This is a genomic window from Pseudomonas sp. 910_23, from assembly GCF_052850795.1.
Map to the genome: position 1 here is coordinate 95,301 of NZ_VXCZ01000018.1, position 17,835 is coordinate 113,135.

Sequence of the window (17,835 nt, forward strand, 5' to 3'; positions counted from 1 at the left end):
CATTATGTGATTTCGATCTTATAAAAACGTAATCAAGATGATTGCGAGATAAGAGAAATCATTTAAAGCCTCAGCTCTCCACGCATCCAATGCATTCGAAGAATATTTTCGATGCTGTTCATGCATACCGCTCTGGAGCCTGTGTATTCGCTCGCATAGTCCAAAAAGCTATTAAATTGTGCATTTATAGTATTTAAAGTTTTGTTCGTGCTGTGCCTATTTTTTGCTCCCCAGGCGACCGTCGCCCACCAGGAGCTGCGCTTATGAAACTGCCCTTCAAACGTCTGATCAGCCTGTTCGCCGGTACCGCCCTGGCCGGGCTGGTGCATGCCGCTGACCTCAAGGAAATTCGCATCGCCGTGCCCGACCTCAGTGCCGGTAGCCAGCACAGTGGCGGCGGCATCACCGACGTTTTGCGTGAACAGCAAATCTATGAAAAAGCCTTTGCCGACCAAGGCATCAAGATCCAGTGGAATTACTTCAAGGGCGCGGGCCCTGTGATCAATGAAGCCTTCGCCAATGGCCAGGTGGACCTTGCCTATCTGGGTGACCTGGCGGCGATCATCGGCCGCTCCAATGGCCTGGATACTCGCCTGCTCAGCGCCACCGCGCGTGGTGTGAAGCACTACCTCGGCGTGGTGCCGGGCTCTGGCATCAAGACGCTGCAAGACCTCAAGGGCAAACGTGTCGCAGTGTTCCGCGGCACGGCCAGCCAGTTGTCGTTCGACAGCGCATTGGCCAGCCAGGGCTTGAGTGAGAAGGACCTGAAGGTCATCAACCTGGACTTCAATGCCGCCAGCGCTGCGCTGGCCGCCAAGCAGATTGACGCAACCTGGGGCGGCTCCACTCTCACGGCGTTGCAGGCCAAAGGCTTGGCAGAAATACCGCTGACCACCAAGGACCTGGGCGATGCCGGCAGCATCCAGGCCGTGCTGGTGGGCAGCGCCAAGTTTGTCGACGAACACCCAGATGCTGTGGCCAAGCTGCTCAAGGCCCAGCAGCAAGCAGTGCAGTGGTTGACCGATGACAACAACAAGCAGGCCTATATCGCGCTGGTGTCGGGGTTGGCCAGTTACCCGCCGGTGATCCTGACCAATGATTTGAAAGACCAGAAACTCAGTGAGATTTTCCCCTCGACCCTGGACCCGGTGTTCCTGGGCAAATTGCAGGATGCGGTGGATTTGGCCTCGAAGGAGAAGCTGATTCGCAAGTCGTTTCAGGTGAGCGATTGGGTGGCGCCGGGTTTGGTGGCGGCGGGGCTCTGAGCTTGTCGGTGCCTGGGCTATCGCTATCGCAGGCAAGCCAGCTCCCACACTTGAATGTGTTCACCGCTCAATGTGGGAGCTGGCTTGCCCGCGATGAGGCCCTTCAAACCGCCACACTTACCTGCTGACTATCCACCTCCACCAACGTCTCGATCATCGCCTTCGCCGCTGGCGACAACCGCGACCCCGTGCGGCTGACGATCCCGCAGCGTGCGCTCAGGGTATCCATGTGCTGCGGCAGGTTGCGCCAATGCAGCAGCACCAGCGAACCGCTGGCCACATCCTCGGCGAACGCTTCCTCGGTGCCGACGCCGATGGCGTTGGATTGCAGCACAATCTTCACCAGCGCCGGGAAGTGCTCGGTCTGGATGCTCGGGGAAAAATCCATGCGCCCACTCAGGTTCGCCAGCAGTTTGCGAATACCCTGGGAGATCAGCGGCGCGGCCAGCGGATAGTCGAACATATCGTTGGTCGACAGGCTGTCCTTGGCCAGCAACGGGTGCCCGGGGCGGCAGAAAAAGACGCCGCGCTTGGGTGTCAGTGCGCGGGTCTGGAAATTCGGGTCGGCCTCGAACTGACGGATGTCGGCGATAAAGAATTCGATCTCTTCACGGCTCAGGCTGCGGCTGAGGGTTTCCCAGTTGTCCACCTGGAAACTCGTGCGGATTTTCGGGTGGGCGTTGATAAATCGCGCCACCGCATCCGGCACCAACTTCACCGCTGGCGCGGGGCCGCAGCCGAAGCGCAGGTCGCCGGCGTCGAGCTTGGTCATGCGCGTCACTTCACTGCTCAGCAGCGCTGCGCCATGCACCAGGCTCAGGGCATGTTGCAGCACCACCTGACCTTCCGGCGTAGGGCGCAGGTCCTTGTGGCCGCGGTCTACCAGCACGCAACCAAACTCCTGTTCCAGCCCCTGGATGCTGCGGCTGAACGCCGGTTGGGTGATGCCCATGGCGTCCGCCGCACGCACGAAACTGCGGTGTTCGTTGAGGGCGATGAAGTAGCGCAGTTGGCGAAGATCCATATGCTTTCCCGGCATTTTAAAAATAGGTCGAAGGCATTTGCGACCGAGCAAGCTGAGGTTTTAAATGCAAGCTCTTATTCCGTCAACGAAGCATTGATTCATCTGCTAGATCTAAAATGCATATGGATAGAGCGTTGCTGGAAAGCATCTCCACCATCAGCAGGCACATGAGGGTCGTCACAATGAGCAACGCCGCATTAGCTGTTCAACCCATCGCCCACGCGCTCGACATCCACCCGGTGGCCGGTCGTATCGGCGCCGAGATCCGTGGCATCAAACTATCCGGTGACCTGGATGCCGCCACCGTTGAGGCCATCCAGCAGGCACTGGTGCAGTACAAGGTCATTTTCTTCCGCGAGCAAACCCATCTCGATGACCAGAGCCAGGAAGCCTTCGCCCACCTGCTCGGTGAGCCGATTGCACACCCTACGGTGCCGGTGCGCGACGGCACGCGCTTTCTGATGGAGTTGGATGGCACCCGTGGACAGCGCGCCAACTCCTGGCACACCGACGTGACTTTCGTCGATGCCTACCCAAAAGCTTCGATCCTGCGTTCGGTGCTGGCGCCAGCGTCCGGCGGCGACACCGTCTGGGCCAATACCGCCGCCGCTTACAACGACCTCAGCGTCGAGCTGCGTGCGTTGGCTGACCACCTGTGGGCGGTGCACAGCAACGAATACGACTACGCCGCACGCAAGCCGGATGTAGCGGTGGAGAAGCTGGAGGAATACCGCAAGGTCTTCACTTCGACAGTGTACGAAACCGAACACCCGGTGGTGCGTGTGCACCCGGTCAGCGGTGAGAAAACCTTGCTGCTGGGGCACTTCGTCAAGCGTTTGAAAGGCTATTCCCAGGCGGAGTCGGCGCAACTGTTCAACCTGCTGCAAGGCCACGTCACCCGCCTGGAAAACACCGTGCGCTGGCGCTGGAATACCGGTGACGTGGCGATCTGGGATAACCGTGCCACCCAGCATTACGCGGTGGACGACTATGGCACCCAAGAGCGCATCGTGCGCCGGGTCACGCTCAAGGGTGATGTGCCGGTGGGTGTGCAGGGGCAATCAAGCAAAACCACTAAAGGTCTTTAAGCCGGTTGGAGATTAAAATGTGGGAGGGGGCTTGCTCCCGATAGCGGAGTGTCAGTCACAGCATCTTTGACTGGCCCACTGCTATCGGGAGCAAGCCCCCTCCCACATTTAGTCCTGTACCGTTCTACCAGACCCCGATCTGCACCACTTTTTCCGCCTCCGGCTCACCATACCGAAACCATTGCCCACGCACTTCAATCTCGGTGTGGCTGATGGTGGTACGCCGCTTCAACCCACGCAGCCATTCGAACAGATAACCCAAGTGAGTCTCGCGCACCTGGGCATAGGCGGGATCGCTGCCCAGGTCGTGGATTTCCTGCGGGTCGTTTTCCAGGTCGAACAGCTGCGGGCGAAAGCCGTCATAGGCCAGGTACTTCCAGCGTTCGCTGCGCACCATGGTCATGCGGCAACGGTCGATGGGCTGCGCCAGGCGTTCCCGGGCCGGGGCCTGGAAGGCGTAGTCGTATTCGGCAATGGCGTAGTGGCGCCAGGTGGGTTGCTCGCCGTGCAACAGCGGGATCAGCGAGCGGCCTTCGAGGCGATGGTCGGCGGCGGGCAGGCCCAGAGCGTCGAGGAAAGTGGGCAGGGCGTCGATGGTTTCCACCAGGTGTGTGTCCACGCTGCCACGGCTGACATCGGCACTGGCCCGTGGGTCGCGCACGATCAAGGGAACACCCACCGCAGGCTCCAGCAAAAACTCTTTTTCACCGAGGTAATGATCGCCGAGGAAGTCACCATGGTCGCTGGTAAACACGATCAGCGTGTCGTCCCAGCGGTCGTTGCTTTGCAGAAAATCAAACAGCCGCCCGAGTTGATCGTCGATCTGTTTGATCAGGCCCATGTACGTGGGAATCACCGTCAGGCGCACTTCATCCCTGGAAAAATTCAGGCTCTCCTGGTGTTGGCGAAACGCCTGGTACACCGGGTGATCGCTGGTGTGTTCAGGTTGAATCGGCGCCTGGATATGCTCGGCGCCATACAGCGCGTGGTACGGCGCCGGGGCAATGTAGGGCCAGTGCGGCTTGATGTACGACAGGTGCAGGCACCATGGCTGCTGCCCCTGCTCGCCGATAAAGTCGATGGCGCGGTCGGTGGTGTAGACGGTCTCCGAATGTTGTTCGGCCACCCGCGCAGGTTTGCCGGCGTTGCGCATGTGCCAGCCGCTGAGCACTTCACCGTCTTCACCTTGGGCCGCATTGGCCCAGTCATGCCAGGGGTTGCGACCACCGTAGCCCTGCTCGCGCAGGTAATGGGTGTAAGGCGCGGACTCGCGTTTGTCGTCGAACAGGGGGCTGTCGGGGTAGATGCCGTCGTGGCGCAGGTACGCGTCAAAGCCCACCTCATTCAGCGGCTCGGCCTGGGCGCTGTCGGGGTCGATATGCAGGCGTTGCAACGCCTCCAGGTTCGGCGTGGCGTGGGTCTTGCCCACCAGCGCGGTGCGGATGCCGTGGGGGCGCAGGTAGTCGCCAATCGTCAGCTCTTCCAGCGGCAGCGGTACGGCGTTCCACGCCACCTGATGGCTGCTGACGTAACGCCCGGTATAGGCCGACATGCGCGACGGCCCGCAGATGGTGCCTTGTGTATAGGCCCGACTGAAACGCACACCGGCAGCGGCCAGGCGGTCGATATTCGGCGTCTGCAGATGAGCATGGCCGTAGCACGACAGATAGTCGCGACGTAGTTGGTCGCACATGATGTAGAGCACGTTGCGCACGGGTTTTGGTTCAGACATGGAGGTTTACCGGACGAAGGACAGGAGCGTTTTTTCGCCGTTCGCAGGGTGTGCTGGCAAGTGCATTTGAGGTCTGGATTTTATGCAGGGAATGCATGGGTGTGGCTGCTGGCGCCATCGCAGGCAAGCCAGCTCCCACAGGGGAATGCATTTCAAATGGGGAAGCCGGCCGCCAGCCGACGCTCATCTACCTGACACTCCGCGATCAAATTGTGGGAGCTGGCTTGCCTGCGATGGCGGCTAGCCAGCCGACACTCATCTACCTGACGCCCCACGATCAGCCTGTGGGAGCGGGCTTACTCGGCGAAGGACCTGATGTGAGCAGCCAGCTCTGCCAGCTCTTTATCGTCTTCCCCGGTCCCGTGCATCGGGAATAATTTGGCGTGCAGATGATCGACGCCGTAACCCTCCAGAATCATGCCCGTTCTAGCCACACCTTTTAGCGCTTCGTCCAAAAGCTGCGCCGTCTTCTTGGCTGCGATGACCAAGTCACACAGCGCGGTGTCCGGTTCGACAAACGCGTAGCTGCCGTGATGGGTTTTGGGGATAACGACACTGAACCCCGGCGTGTTGGGAAATATGGAGAGAAAGGCTATGTGGGCCTGGTCTTCCCATAGGAGGTGGCGGGCCTCCGTTCACCACTGACTCAGACCGCAATATTTTCCAACGCATAAGCATCCTCGTCCCTCTCATCAATCTCCTTGATCTGCTCAATCATCGCCTCCGCCAACGGCGACAATCGATACCCCGCACGGCTGACAATCCCGTAGCGGGTGTAACGCTCCTCCAGGTTTTCATCCAGGTCATCGATCTTCAAACACACCAGTTCGCCCCGCGCCATGTGCAGCACATCGCTGTTGGCGCTGACGATGCCGATGGCATCCGAGCGCAGCACCACGCCCATCAGGCTATAGCCGTTTTCGCACTCCACATTGGGTTGGTAATCGGGCCGGCCGCTGAGGTCGGCGATGACCTTGCGCAGGTTCGGCGGGCGAATGGTGACCGCCAGCGGATAACTCATCAGTTCATCGGCGCGGATGCTTTCGCGGCCGGCCAGGGGGTGGCCGGCGCGGCAGCAGAAATACCAGCGACGGGCGCGCAGGCGGTGGGTGTGGTAGTCGGGGTTGGCTTCGAAGTGGCGAGTGTCGGCGACGAAGAACTCGAACTCTTCGCTGAGCAGGCGTTTGCCCAGGCTTTGCCAGTCATCCACCTGGAACTGCACGCGGGCCTTGGGGTAGCGCCCGATAAAACTGCCGATGGCGCGCGGGATCAACCCACCTGCCGGGGCCGGGCCGCAGCCGAAGCGCAGCTCGCCGGCTTCCAGGCCGTTGAACTGGCTGATCTCGTTGGCCAATTGCTGGGCGCCGCTGACCAGGCGCCGGGCATGTTCGAGCAGTACCTGACCTTGCTTGGTGGGCGCCAGGTCCTTGCGGCCACGGTCTACCAGCTGGCAGCCGGCGCTGTGTTCAAGGGCCTGGATGCTGCGACTGAACGCCGACTGCGACAGGTTCACGGCCAAGGCTGCCGCGACAAAACTGCGTTGCTCGGCGAGGGCGATGAAGTGGCGAAGCTGGCGCAAATCGATATGCATTTTTCACATCAAAAATATCCGGGAAATGCATTGGCTATGCATTAGGTCGACTCCTTATAAAGGCTATCTCTTATGCAGTAAATGTTCGTAAAAACATAAATAAATAACCTTTAGGAATATCTGGCGACGGATATCTCCGGGTTCTGGAGCCGCTTATGAGTCTGTTCAAGTCCTTGCCGCTGGCGATGCTGGTGGCCGGTAGCAGCAGTTGGTCGCCTTCCCAGGCCGCTGAAACACCCGCGCCTGCCGGCAAGGGCGAAAGCGCCAGTGGCCAACTGGAAACCGTCACCGTGACGGCCCGGCGGCGTACCGAAAGTGCCCAGGCCGTGCCAACGCCCATGAGCGTGGTCGGCGGCCAGGCGCTGGAAACCCAGCGGGTGTACCGCATCCAGGATTTGCAGCAACTGGTGCCCAGCGTCAACGTCGCCTACATGCACGCGCGCCAGTCCAGCGTGTCGATTCGCGGCCTGGGCAATAACCCGGCCAGCGATGGCCTGGAAGGCAGCGTGGGGTTGTATATCGACAACGTCTACCTTGGGCGCCCGGGCATGGCGGTGTTCGACCTGATGGACATCGAGCAGCTTGAAGTACTGCGTGGCCCGCAAGGGACGTTGTTCGGCAAGAACACCACCGCCGGGGTCATCAACATCAGCACCCGCGCACCGAGCTTTACCCCGGAGCGCAGCATCGAAACCTCTCTGGGCGAGGACGGTTATTTCCAGACCAAGGGCACGATCTCCGGCCCACTCACCGAGGACCTGGCGGGGCGTTTCTCGGCCTATCGCACCCGCAGCGACGGCGACATCAAGAACGAGCACGACGGCCATGAGCTTAACGGCGGTTCGCGCCAGGGCTTTCGCGGGCAACTGTTGTACAAGCCCAACGAGGCGTTCAACCTGCGCTGGATCGGTGATTACAACGAAGAGGATTCCAGCGCCGGCACCCGCGTGCTGTACAGCACCGGGCCGACCATCAATGGCACCAACCTGTATCAATCCCGGGCCAACGCAGCGGGGGCGACCCTGGTGGATGGCACCCATCGCAAGGTCAACCTGGACAACGACCAGCATGTCACCGTGTTCCAGGGTGGTACCTCGCTGGAGGCCAACTGGACGCTGCCTAGTGACTTCACCCTGACGTCGGTGAGCTCCTATCGCTGGTGGAATTTCACCCCACGCAATGATGACGGCCTCAACGTACCGGCGTCGTATAACGCCGGGGTCTCAGTGGAAGATAAGCAGTGGTCCCAGGAGTTTCGCCTGGCATCGCCTACCGGCGGCTTCTTCGATTACGTGCTCGGCGCCTATTACTTCGGCTCCGACCTGGACAACAAATCCTTCGCTTATTACGGCCCCAAGGCCGATATCTGGAACGGCACGCCGAACGGCGCTTTGAGCAATGTGAGCAGCGTCGGCAACGGGCATATCCGCACCGACAGTTTTGCCCTGTTCGCCCAAGGCACCTGGCACCTCACCGAGCGCCTGGATTTCACCGCCGGCCTGCGCGGCACCTACGAAGAAAAAAGCGCCTGGGTCACGCGCAATGCGCCGCTGGGCGGTGCTGCGGTGAGCGGTGCGGGGGCCATTGCACGGCGGGGGCGCACCGGGGCGTATGACTCGGGCGACCTGACGCAGTACAGCGCCACCCCTTCGGGGCTGCTCAACCTCAGTTATCACTTCAATGACAACCTGCTGGGCTACGCGACGCTGTCCCATGGCGAGAAGTCTGGTGGGGTCAACCTGGCGGTAGGGTCTGCGCCCACGGCCGGGGCCGACTCGTTACTGATCGGCACCGAGCGCGCCAACAACGCCGAGTTGGGTTTCAAGAGCACGTTGTGGGACCGCCGTCTGCAACTCAACGCCAACCTGTTCTGGACCCAGATCAACGGCTACCAGACCAACGCCTACGACCAGGACAACCGTGTGCAGTACCTGACCAACGCCGGTTCCGTGCGTTCGCGGGGCGTGGAAGTGGAAAGCACTCTGGTGCCGATCAAGGGCCTGACCCTGAATATCAACGGCTCGTTCAGCGACGTGAGCTACCTGTCGTACAAGGATGCACCGTGCCCACCCGAAACCAGCTTGCGCCCCGGTGCACCGGCGTCCTGCAACCTGACCGGCCACCAGGTGGTGGGCGCCTCGAAGTGGATCGCCAATGCCAACGGCGAATACAAATGGAACCTGGCTAACGGTTTGGAACCCTACGTCACCGCTAGCTATGCGTTCCGTTCCAAGGCAGTGGGCACGGTGGAAGATTCCGACTACGGGCAGATCCCGGCGTATGCGGTGGTCAACCTGTCCACCGGCCTGCGCGGTAACTATGAGCAGGGGCAGTGGGACGTGTCGCTGTGGCTGAAAAACGCCTTCGACAAAACCTACTACACCACCCTGTGGACCGGCGGTAACGGCGGTTACGAGGGCCTGTTGGGCACGCCGCGCACCCTAGGCGTGACTGGGCGCTACGACTTCTAGGTCAGTGCGATAGGTGGCCGGGCTGAACACCCGCGTCACCAGCAGCATCGCCACCACGGTCACCGTCAGCACCACCCAGGCGCTGACAAAGTTGCCGGTGAGCTCGCGCAGCGCGCCGGTCAGCCACGGCGAAAGTGCATTGATCAGAAAGCCTACGCCTTGCACGAATGCCGCCAGCTGCCCGGCTTGGCGTGGGTCGCGGTGGTGGTCGAGGGTCAGCAGCAGGCTCAGGGCGAAACATGCGCCCAGGCCGAAGCCGATCAGCGCTACCCACAGGTGCGGGAATTGCTGTGGCGCCATCAGCAGGCCGAGGTAGCCGACCGTTTGCGCCAGCAGGCTGATGCTCAGCAACGGGCGCCGATCAATCCCACGTTGCGCCAGCACCGGCATCAACAGTGCGGCGATCACCTGGAAGATGGTCATGAACGCCAGCAACGAGCCGCTGGGCAGCACGCCCCAACCCAGTTGCTGATAGTAGGCGGGCAGCCACGCGACCATGCTCATGTAGCCACAATTGACCAGGCCGAAATACAGCGCCAGCAGCCAGGCACGCCGGTTGCGCAACCCTTTGAACGCAGGTGCCTGTTGTGGGTTTCGCGCGGCACCCAGCGGCAGCCAGGCCCATAGCAGCAATGCCCCCAGCGCCGGCAATAACCACACCCCCAGGCCTGCCTGCCATTGCTGGAAATGCAGGGCCACCACCGGGCTAAGCAGCGCCGCCAGCCCACCCCCGGCCATCAGCGAGGCCGAATACACGCCCATCGCCACAGGCACGCGGTGATGAAATTCGCGCTTGATCATCGCGGGCACCAGCGCCTGGATCAGCGCCACGCCCGCGCCGCCGAGCAGTGCGGTAACCAACAGCGCCGAAGCCTGGCCCATCAACCAGCGCGCCAGGCACGCCAGCAAAATCATCAACAAGCCCAGGGCGATGCCGCGACGTTCGCCCAAGCGCGCTTCCACGCGCACGCCGACCAGTGCCACCAGCCCCATGCAGATCACCGGCAGGCTGGTGAGCAAGGCGCTGCTCTGGAAGCTCAGCCCGGTGGCCTGGCGAATCTCGCCGAGCAGCGGGCTGATGGAGCTGAGGATCGGGCGCAGGTTCAGGCCGAGCACCACCAGAAGGCCCCAGCCGGCGAGGGATTTATTCAGGGTCATGCAGGGTTTTCCACTGGTGATACAACGCAGTCATTGCGCTGTCGGGCAGGTGCTGGATGGGCAGGCGTTGCGCACCGATGGGCAAGCCAACCTGTTGGCTGATGGCTGCGGTCGACAGGCCGAACGGCTCGGCCATTTCGTTGCTGGCAGCAAACACCACCCGTTCTACACCGCACAGGTACATGGCGCTCAGGCACATCGGGCAAGGCTGGCCGCTGGCGTAGATCACGCAGCCGTCCAGGCGTGCACCCAGTTGGCGGCTCGCTGCGCGGATCGCCAGCAGCTCGGCGTGGGCGGTAGGGTCCTGGGTCAGGTGGATCTCATTCACGGCTTCCACCAGCACTTCACCGTTGCGCGTCAGCACCGCGCCGAAGGGTCGGCCACCTTGGGCGACGTTGGCGCGGGCCAAGGCGATAGCGCGTTGCAGGTGTGGTTGATCGTTGGTCATACAAGCCCCCCGGGCGCGATGAAAGGTGAAGTATGGTCAGCCACCGGGGTATGCTGAAATTAAATATAAACATGCCAATCAGTGGCAAACGCAATGGTGATGACGTTGTTCGATCCCGTGTTGTTGCGCAGTTTTGTCGCCGTGGTGGACTGCGGCAATTTCACCCGCGCCGCCGAGCGCCTGCATTTGACCCAGTCCACTGTCAGCCAGCAGATCCGCCGGCTGGAAGACGCAGTGGCTTGTCAGTTACTGGACCGCGACCAGCGCCGCGTGGTGGCTACCGCCGAGGGTGAGCGTCTGCTCGCGTATGCGCGCCGTATTCTCGCGCTGCACGAAGAAGCCGCCGACGTGCTGATCAACCAGCAGAGCGACGGTGTGTTGCGCCTCGGCGTGCCGGAGGACTTTGCCGCCGAGCGCCTGATGCCGCTGCTTTCAGCGTTTGTCGTGGCCTATCCACGGGTGCGGCTGGAAGTCACCAGCGGTCTGGGCCCTGAATTGCAGCGCCAGTACCGGGGCGGTGAGTTCGATGTGTTGCTGGTCAAGCAGATGGGCGACAGCGACGACTGTGTGGCGTCGTGGCCGGAGCCCTTGTATTGGGTCGACAGCCTGAGCACCCCGGCGCTGGGTCGCGACCCGCTGCCGCTGGTGGCTTTCCCGGTGGGCGGCTTGTACCGCAACGACATGCTTCACCATCTTGAGCGGGCCGGCTGGCGTTGGCGCATCGGCTACTCCAGTGCCAGCCTGGCCAGTGTGTGTTCAGCGGTGGCGGCAGGCTTGGGCATCAGCCTGTTGCCGGAGCGGGTGTTGCAACCGGGCCATCGCATACTCGGCCCAGAGAGTGGCCTGCCGCCTGTCCATGGCGTGCGATTGGCCTTGTATGGTCGCAGTGGCCTGGGCGCAGCGGGCCAGAGTTTGTTGGGAGAATTGCTGGCGTTATGCAGTGGGAACCCGCACTGAGCCATACCTTTGATGAATATTTTGTATGCCTTTAAAGCATTGAAAAACAAGGGTTTGGTGCCAGGCCCCGAGCCACGTGGCTTTGACGTCAGCGGTTGTTTTATTTATGCGTTTTTGTTCTATGTATAACTTTAAAGATTACTTTAAGAGATAAGTGTCAGGCCCCGATGATTCACCCCTCGACGGGGCTGCACGCTGGCCCGTCGGTTTTTCAAAACCGTAGGGAGTGAATCAATGGGCAATGTCCAGACCGCCGCCAGTGCACCCGAGGCGCATTGGCGCCAGGCACCGAGTGGTGAGTTGGTCGACCTTGGCCGGCCGCATCGCGCGCCGTTGGGGCAATTGCGCCTGCAGAAGACCCCGAAGCGTTTTTCCAGCCGCCGCGAAGGGATTTTGCTCGGGATGCTGGTGTTGGCGCTGCATGGCGCAGTGATCTATTGGGTGAGCCAGAAACCCACGCCGGTGCTGCCGATTGTGCCGCCGGAAATTCCGCCGATGACCATCGAATTTTCCCAGCCGGCGCCGCCGGTGGTTGAAACGCCACCACCTGTACCGCCACCACCGCCGTCGCCTGTGGTCGAGCCACCGCCGGTGGTGGATGAGTTGGCGGCCAAGCCGGCGCCGCCCAAACCTATTGTGAAACCCAAGCCCAAGCCGGCCCCCAAACCCGTCGAGCAGCCGCCTGCGTCACCGACGCCAGCCCCACCTGCTCCGCCCGCGCCCGCGCCGGTGACGCCGGCTTCGGCCAACGCCGCGTACCTGAAAAACCCGGCACCGGAGTACCCGTCACTGGCTCAGCGTCGCGGTTGGGAAGGCACGGTGTTGTTAAGGGTGCATGTGCTGGCCAGCGGTAAACCGGGCGAGATTCAGGTGCAGAAAAGCAGCGGGCGCCAGCAGCTCGATGACGCCGCACTGGCCGCCGTGAAGCGCTGGAGCTTCGTACCGGCCAAGCAGGGGGATGTGGCCCAGGACGGCTGGGTCAGCGTACCGATCGACTTCAAGATTCATTAATTATTCGGCCGCGGTGTGCACACGCCGCGACCTGCACAAGAGGGAAAACATCATGGCATTAGCGTCTCCACTTGAATCCATCGAAAGCGCGGTGATCTGGCTGCTGGTGATCTTTTCGGTCGCCACCTGGGGCCTGGCCTTGCTCAAGGGCGTGCAGTTCGGTCGCCTCAAGGCTCAGGATCGCAAGTTTCACAAACAGTTCTGGGCGGCATCGAGCCTCGATTCAGCCGCCGAACTCGCCGAAACCCAGCCCGGCGCCGCCGCGCGCGTGGCCCAGGCCGGCTATGCCGCAATCCAGGTGGGCGATACCCCTCACGCTGCGGATCTAAGCCAGGCGATCAATCATCAGGACCGACTCGAACGCGCCCTGCGCCAGCAAATCGTGCGCGAGCGCCGCTCCCTGGAGACCGGCCTGGCTGTGGTCGCCAGTATCGGCAGCACCTCGCCGTTCATCGGCCTGTTTGGCACCGTGTGGGGCATCATGGAAGCGCTGAAGGGGATCAGCGCCGCCGGGTCCGCCAGCCTGGAAACCGTGGCGGGGCCGATTGGTGCGGCGCTGGTGGCGACCGGCGTGGGGATCGCCGTGGCCGTGCCTGCGGTGCTTGTCTACAACTATTTCCTGCGCCGCCTGAAGCTGACAGCGGCAGACCTGGATGACTTTGCCCACGACTTCTACAGCCTGGCGCAGAAGAACTCATTCCGCGTGCTGTTGCACCCGACACTGACCAAAGCCAGCGCCGCCAGCCCGCAAAAAGTGAAGGAGGCGTCCTGACATGGCCTTCTCCACGCAAGACAGTGATGAGGTGCTGAGCGAGATCAACGTCACGCCCCTGGTGGATGTGATGCTGGTGCTGCTGGTGGTGTTTATCGTCACCGCTCCGCTGTTGACCAACTCGATCCCGATCAACCTGCCCAAGACCCAGGCCGTGGCGCCTGTCGAGCAGAAAGACCCGCTGGTGGTGAGCATCGACGGCGCCGGCAAACTGTTTATCAACAAGGACGAAATCCAGCCGGACCTGCTGGAATTCAACCTGCAGGCGGCCAAGGCCAAGGACCCCGATGTGCGGGTGCAATTGCAGGCTGACGATGGAGTGAACTACGGCGAAGTGGCACGCGCCATGGCGTCGATTGAACGTGCGGGGATTACCAAATTGTCGGTGATTACCGCACGTTAGTTTCATCCGCCGCGACACGTTTTTTTTAGGCCGTTTCCTTGGCAGGGTGCGGCCTTTTTTTATTTGTGGTTACAGTGTTTATAGGGGAAAAGAATTTTCACGTATTTGAATATTTCTGGGCGTGCAATTCACAACAGTATGATTACTCTAGTCGGCGCATGGAGAAATTTAACTAATGGAGAAGTTGCATGAACGTACGCTTTCCTATTCATTCGGTAAGTGCATTTGTTAACCCACAATCAACTCCCCCTCAGCTCGAAGAAACCCCCCCTGCAAGGATTTATTCGCGGCCTGATAGGCCTGGTGCGCAGCATCCGCTTCCCAAAAAATCATTAAGTCGCGCTGATTATCGAGAGAGTAAAGCGCCAAAGGCCGGGGCGCCGGTGTTGAAACCAAACCCTGAAATAGATGCTTATATCAGCACACACACTTTTAACTACATTTCTCCCGAGAAAGAAATTTCGACGATACTCTCGGCGAAAATAAAACAACATTGGGGCGTCGACGTTGATCCTGATAAAACGTATCTGGTTACGTTTAAAGATAATGGTAAAGATGATAAAGATGTTGTGGAAAAAATAACGCTGACACAAGCGGCGTTGAAAAACAGACAAGATGTAACGATTGAGGATAATGAGGGCTGGTTTGTAAAGATTGCCAAGTATTTTTCGCCGGCAGTTTATATTTACAATAAAGTTGACGGTTGGGTGCAGGAAGCACACAGTCGACAAGCTATTTACCGAGAGCCGAGTTCCCCAGGTTCTGCGCTGTATAGTGCAGACACTCAAGTGTCCATTCCTGTTGAAGACTTCAAAGCCTTGGTCTGGGATACAGACCGAACCAAACTTTACAAGAACACCCTTGACGGGTTTTGGGACAAGCACAGTAGTTCCTATGCTTCATTGAGTAAAATATCCTTTGTTAAAGCGATCAACCTACAGCGCTTGGAAGGCACGCTTGGCCCAGTCGAGGCGGCACTCGCCCAGAGGGCGTTGGGGCCTGTTGCGCAAAAGGAATGGTCCGAGCTGACGGTTCAGGACTTTTCAGCACCTGCCGTCAAGGATCCGAACCTGGATATCGGGTTGCTGAGCATCAATGGCCTGCAGTCAACCGACTTGATGTGTGTGACCGATCGCAAAACCCAGCTGACCTTGCTTTACATCCCTGGTAACTCCTCGCCGATACATCGTTTCGATAACCCACAGCAAATGAATATCTGGCTGGCCAAGCAAGCCACTGATCCTGTGAAACTTGAATCACTGCTGACGCATTTTTCCCTCAAGGACCAGGCCCAAAAGCTGTTGGCAGACGGTGTGCGTCAATCCTTGGACGGGATGGCACATTGGTCCAATGCGCAAGTATCTGGCAACGGCTTCCTTGCAAGGATCAACGGCTGGGTGCCCGATCGCTTTATCTCGGTTGAGCCTTTGCGCAGCGACCCTTTTGAAGCGGTCAAGGTCCGGCAAAAGGCGCGGTCTTATTCGGATGCAGAAAACGCGATCGTCAGCGATGGTGACTACACCAAGAACAAAGTCTTGCAAGGTGTGGAAGAGGCCACGAAGGTTGCCATGTTCATGACGCCTCTGGCATTGGTCATGCCGGAAGTAGCGATAGGCTTGGATGTTTTTTTCATGGCAGCCGGAGCCACTCAAACAGGTATCGGTATTGATGATGCCGTCAAAGGAAAGGCCACTGGTTCTGACCGGATTGTATTTGGAGTACTGAACGCGATACCGCCCTTGGTCACCCATGCGGGGGCGCCGCTGGCGAAAGCGATGACAGAGAGAATGGCCAACGGGGGCGTTACAGCAGGGGTTGATGCAGCAGCCCAGGCGCCCACTCAAGTGGCTGAACAGGAGCGTCCATTCTTCAATCCCCCACGACGGGTCAATGGGCATATCGGCTACCCAATGGGGCCTACTACGCCTCCCGTTATCCTCGATGAGTTCACGGTCCCCATGGACGACGTGCAGCGAATGTTTTCTCAGGACTACATGGTTTTTGTCGGGCAGTACGGTACTAAAGTCACTTATGACGTTGAGGCACGCCTCTGGCGTGGGCTCAACGAAGATGGTCAAGTGAATGATATATTCTATTGGCGTAATGGCCGAGGAAGATGGTTAGGTGGTACTAAAACCGAAGCGATCGAAGGGAATAAGAGCGTACCTCCATCAATTATAAATAAAACGCTTAAGTTGCCACGGTTGCCGTCGCTGCCGTCCGGTACGACAGAAGTGCCCAAAGTCATTCATTATTTTTGGGCTGGCAATGAAATGCCGGAGCATTTAATCCAGAACATTATTGAGAACGCCAGGAAAAGCCCGGGTTACAAGTCTGTCGTTCACGTGGATGCAAACAGCGGGAGCGCGTTTCAGAAAATAAAATCTGCTCTGGATCACAAAGTGGGTGGGCTGGAGGTGCATGATCTGAAAGACGATGAAGCTTTTCGAGAGCTAACGGCAAGTAAATATGGAGAGATGTATCAGTATTTTAGATCAGGTCAAGGGCAAAATTTAGCGGCTTCATCGGATGTGATGCGCGTTGCACTGATAAAGAAGCACGGTGGAATATACCTGGATACGGATGACACGCTGACCTTCAACGTGGGGGATGTCACGCTGAAAGCCACACCAAGTGATCTATTGATGAACTCGCCCATTACTTATGAGGGAGCGGATTTCAATGGGTTCAATACAAGTAATTTCGCAAGCCATGCGGACAATCCATTATTTGACAAGATTCTGGAGGAGTCATATCAGCGGTTCAAAGCCAACGAGTCGTGGTTTAACAATAATCGTCCGTTTTTAAGAGAAGGTTCGACAGACATAGAACGGCAAGCCTATAAAGAGTACGAAACGAAAATCTTCGAGGTTACCGGGCCGAGAATGTTTGGTGATGTAGTGGCGCAAGAGGAATATGGTTTTTTCCCGTTGGTTGATGACATCACTGAACTTTTGAATGCGCGTCTTCTTTTGCCCGAAGATTTCGGAAAAAAGTACACGGAAGTACGCGATTTCTATATGCCCATGAATCGTAAATTTGGGGTCGATATCGGCTCGGAGCACTCTATGCATCATTCTCGTTGAGTCGGTATAGCGGTAGCGGTCGTTGAGCATTGGGTTATCCAACTCAACATTACCGGCCCCCCGATGCCATGGCGTCGGGGGGCACGATGGTTGGGTTTCCAGGAATATGGAAGGGAGTGGGATTCGAATAAATGATGTGATGAGTTTTTGGTTATTAATAAATTCCTTTTTATTCCTTATTTGATTGTTGGGGCGCCCCTATACTGGTCAGCAACGTTAAAAGCTGCAGGAGGGCACACCCATGCACAGCGAGTCGATTCGTTATCTGATCGTGCCGGGCTGGCAAGGATCGCCAGAAGATCATTGGCAAACCCATTGGCAGCACAGCCTGCCCAACAGCGCTCGCGTGGAGCAGGCCGATTGGCTGACGCCGCGTCGAGAGGATTGGGTAGCTGCACTGGCTGAGGCGATTGCCGCCGACAGCACACCGGTAATCCTGATTGCCCATAGCCTGGGATGCATCACCGTGGCTCATTGGGCGGCCACTGCCCCCGTGCATTTCTTGCGTCAGGTTCGCGGCGCCTTGCTGGTAGCCCCAGCCGATGTCGAGCGCGCAGCCTGTGCCCCGGCCCTGCGTAACTTCGCACCAATTCCCACCGACCTGCTGCCGTTTCCCAGCCAGGTGGTCAGCTCCGACAACGATAGCGCCGTCAGCGCGCCCCGGGCTCTGGAGTTGGCGCGTCAATGGGGGGCCGAAGCCGGCATTTTGTCCGGCGCCGGGCATATCAATGTGAAGTCCGGTCACCGCCGCTGGGAGCAGGGTTTCGCCTATCTCTATCGCCTGCAGAGCCGCCTCGAGCACCATGCTCGGCGTAGTGCCTGATATTTT

14 protein-coding genes and 1 pseudogene are annotated in these 17,835 nt (G+C 59.3%); 9 read left to right on the forward strand and 6 right to left on the reverse strand.

The features are described 5' to 3' along the window. Positions 1 to 263 precede the first annotated feature (263 nt). Entirely contained in the window at positions 264 to 1,265 is a 1,002-nt protein-coding gene (locus FW800_RS20770; protein ID WP_216090575.1) for an ABC transporter substrate-binding protein, read from the forward strand. 103 nt (positions 1,266 to 1,368) lie between these two features. On the opposite strand, the gene FW800_RS20775 is transcribed toward FW800_RS20770, so the two are convergent. After that, a complete protein-coding gene (locus FW800_RS20775) occupies positions 1,369 to 2,289 on the reverse strand; it encodes a LysR family transcriptional regulator (RefSeq protein WP_446438366.1) in 921 nt (306 codons plus the stop codon). Between the two features lie 182 nt (positions 2,290 to 2,471). Here FW800_RS20775 and FW800_RS20780 point away from each other — a divergent pair, with 182 nt between their 5' ends. After that, on the forward strand, positions 2,472 to 3,377 hold the full coding sequence (locus tag FW800_RS20780; RefSeq protein ID WP_446438367.1) for a TauD/TfdA dioxygenase family protein: 906 nt from the start codon (positions 2,472 to 2,474) through the stop codon (positions 3,375 to 3,377). A gap of 124 nt (positions 3,378 to 3,501) precedes the next feature. On the opposite strand, the gene FW800_RS20785 is transcribed toward FW800_RS20780, so the two are convergent. The 3 genes and pseudogenes from FW800_RS20785 to FW800_RS20795 form a co-directional block, all read right to left on the reverse strand. Next, positions 3,502 to 5,109, reverse strand: a complete 1,608-nt coding sequence (locus FW800_RS20785; protein WP_446438368.1) for an alkaline phosphatase family protein — start codon at positions 5,107 to 5,109, stop codon at positions 3,502 to 3,504. A 296-nt stretch (positions 5,110 to 5,405) separates the two neighbouring features. After that, positions 5,406 to 5,744 (reverse strand): annotated as a pseudogene (locus FW800_RS20790) (HIT family protein); the annotation flags it as partial. Positions 5,745 to 5,755: 11 nt separating this feature from the next. Further along, positions 5,756 to 6,700: a LysR family transcriptional regulator gene (locus FW800_RS20795; protein ID WP_446438369.1), complete on the reverse strand. Its 945-nt coding sequence runs from the start codon at positions 6,698 to 6,700 to the stop codon at positions 5,756 to 5,758. Positions 6,701 to 6,855: 155 nt separating this feature from the next. On the opposite strand from FW800_RS20795, the gene FW800_RS20800 reads away from it, so the two are divergent. Further along, the gene (locus FW800_RS20800; RefSeq protein WP_446438370.1) at positions 6,856 to 9,171 is read left to right on the forward strand and encodes a TonB-dependent receptor; all 2,316 of its coding nucleotides are present in this window, start codon (positions 6,856 to 6,858) and stop codon (positions 9,169 to 9,171) included. Here the strand turns inward: FW800_RS20800 and FW800_RS20805 are convergent. Together FW800_RS20805 and FW800_RS20810 are read right to left on the reverse strand one after the other, a co-directional pair. Next, positions 9,142 to 10,329 (reverse strand): CynX/NimT family MFS transporter, encoded by a 1,188-nt coding sequence (locus FW800_RS20805; protein WP_223018013.1) that lies wholly within the window; start codon positions 10,327 to 10,329, stop codon positions 9,142 to 9,144. The genes FW800_RS20800 and FW800_RS20805 overlap by 30 nt on opposite strands. Then, a complete protein-coding gene (locus FW800_RS20810) occupies positions 10,316 to 10,777 on the reverse strand; it encodes a nucleoside deaminase (protein ID WP_122734796.1) in 462 nt (153 codons plus the stop codon). Before FW800_RS20810 ends, FW800_RS20805 begins: the two co-directional genes overlap by 14 nt. Positions 10,778 to 10,882: 105 nt before the next feature. Here FW800_RS20810 and FW800_RS20815 point away from each other — a divergent pair, with 105 nt between their 5' ends. From FW800_RS20815 to FW800_RS20840, 6 genes are all read left to right on the forward strand, one after another. Further along, positions 10,883 to 11,734: a LysR family transcriptional regulator gene (locus tag FW800_RS20815; RefSeq protein WP_005783745.1), complete on the forward strand. Its 852-nt coding sequence runs from the start codon at positions 10,883 to 10,885 to the stop codon at positions 11,732 to 11,734. A gap of 234 nt (positions 11,735 to 11,968) precedes the next feature. Then, positions 11,969 to 12,745, forward strand: a complete 777-nt coding sequence (locus FW800_RS20820) for an energy transducer TonB (protein ID WP_446438371.1) — start codon at positions 11,969 to 11,971, stop codon at positions 12,743 to 12,745. Positions 12,746 to 12,794: 49 nt separating this feature from the next. After that, positions 12,795 to 13,517 carry a MotA/TolQ/ExbB proton channel family protein gene (locus FW800_RS20825; RefSeq protein ID WP_103734064.1) on the forward strand — a complete coding sequence of 241 codons (723 nt, stop codon included), beginning with the start codon at positions 12,795 to 12,797 and terminating at the stop codon, positions 13,515 to 13,517. Position 13,518: 1 nt separating this feature from the next. Beyond that, a complete protein-coding gene (locus tag FW800_RS20830; protein WP_034125467.1) occupies positions 13,519 to 13,920 on the forward strand; it encodes an ExbD/TolR family protein in 402 nt (133 codons plus the stop codon). A 188-nt stretch (positions 13,921 to 14,108) separates the two neighbouring features. Continuing rightward, complete coding sequence (locus tag FW800_RS20835; RefSeq protein WP_446438372.1) at positions 14,109 to 17,006, forward strand: glycosyltransferase family 32 protein; 2,898 nt, start codon at positions 14,109 to 14,111, stop codon at positions 17,004 to 17,006. Between the two features lie 241 nt (positions 17,007 to 17,247). Further along, complete coding sequence (locus FW800_RS20840; protein WP_032878440.1) at positions 17,248 to 17,829, forward strand: alpha/beta hydrolase; 582 nt, start codon at positions 17,248 to 17,250, stop codon at positions 17,827 to 17,829. Positions 17,830 to 17,835 lie beyond the last annotated feature (6 nt).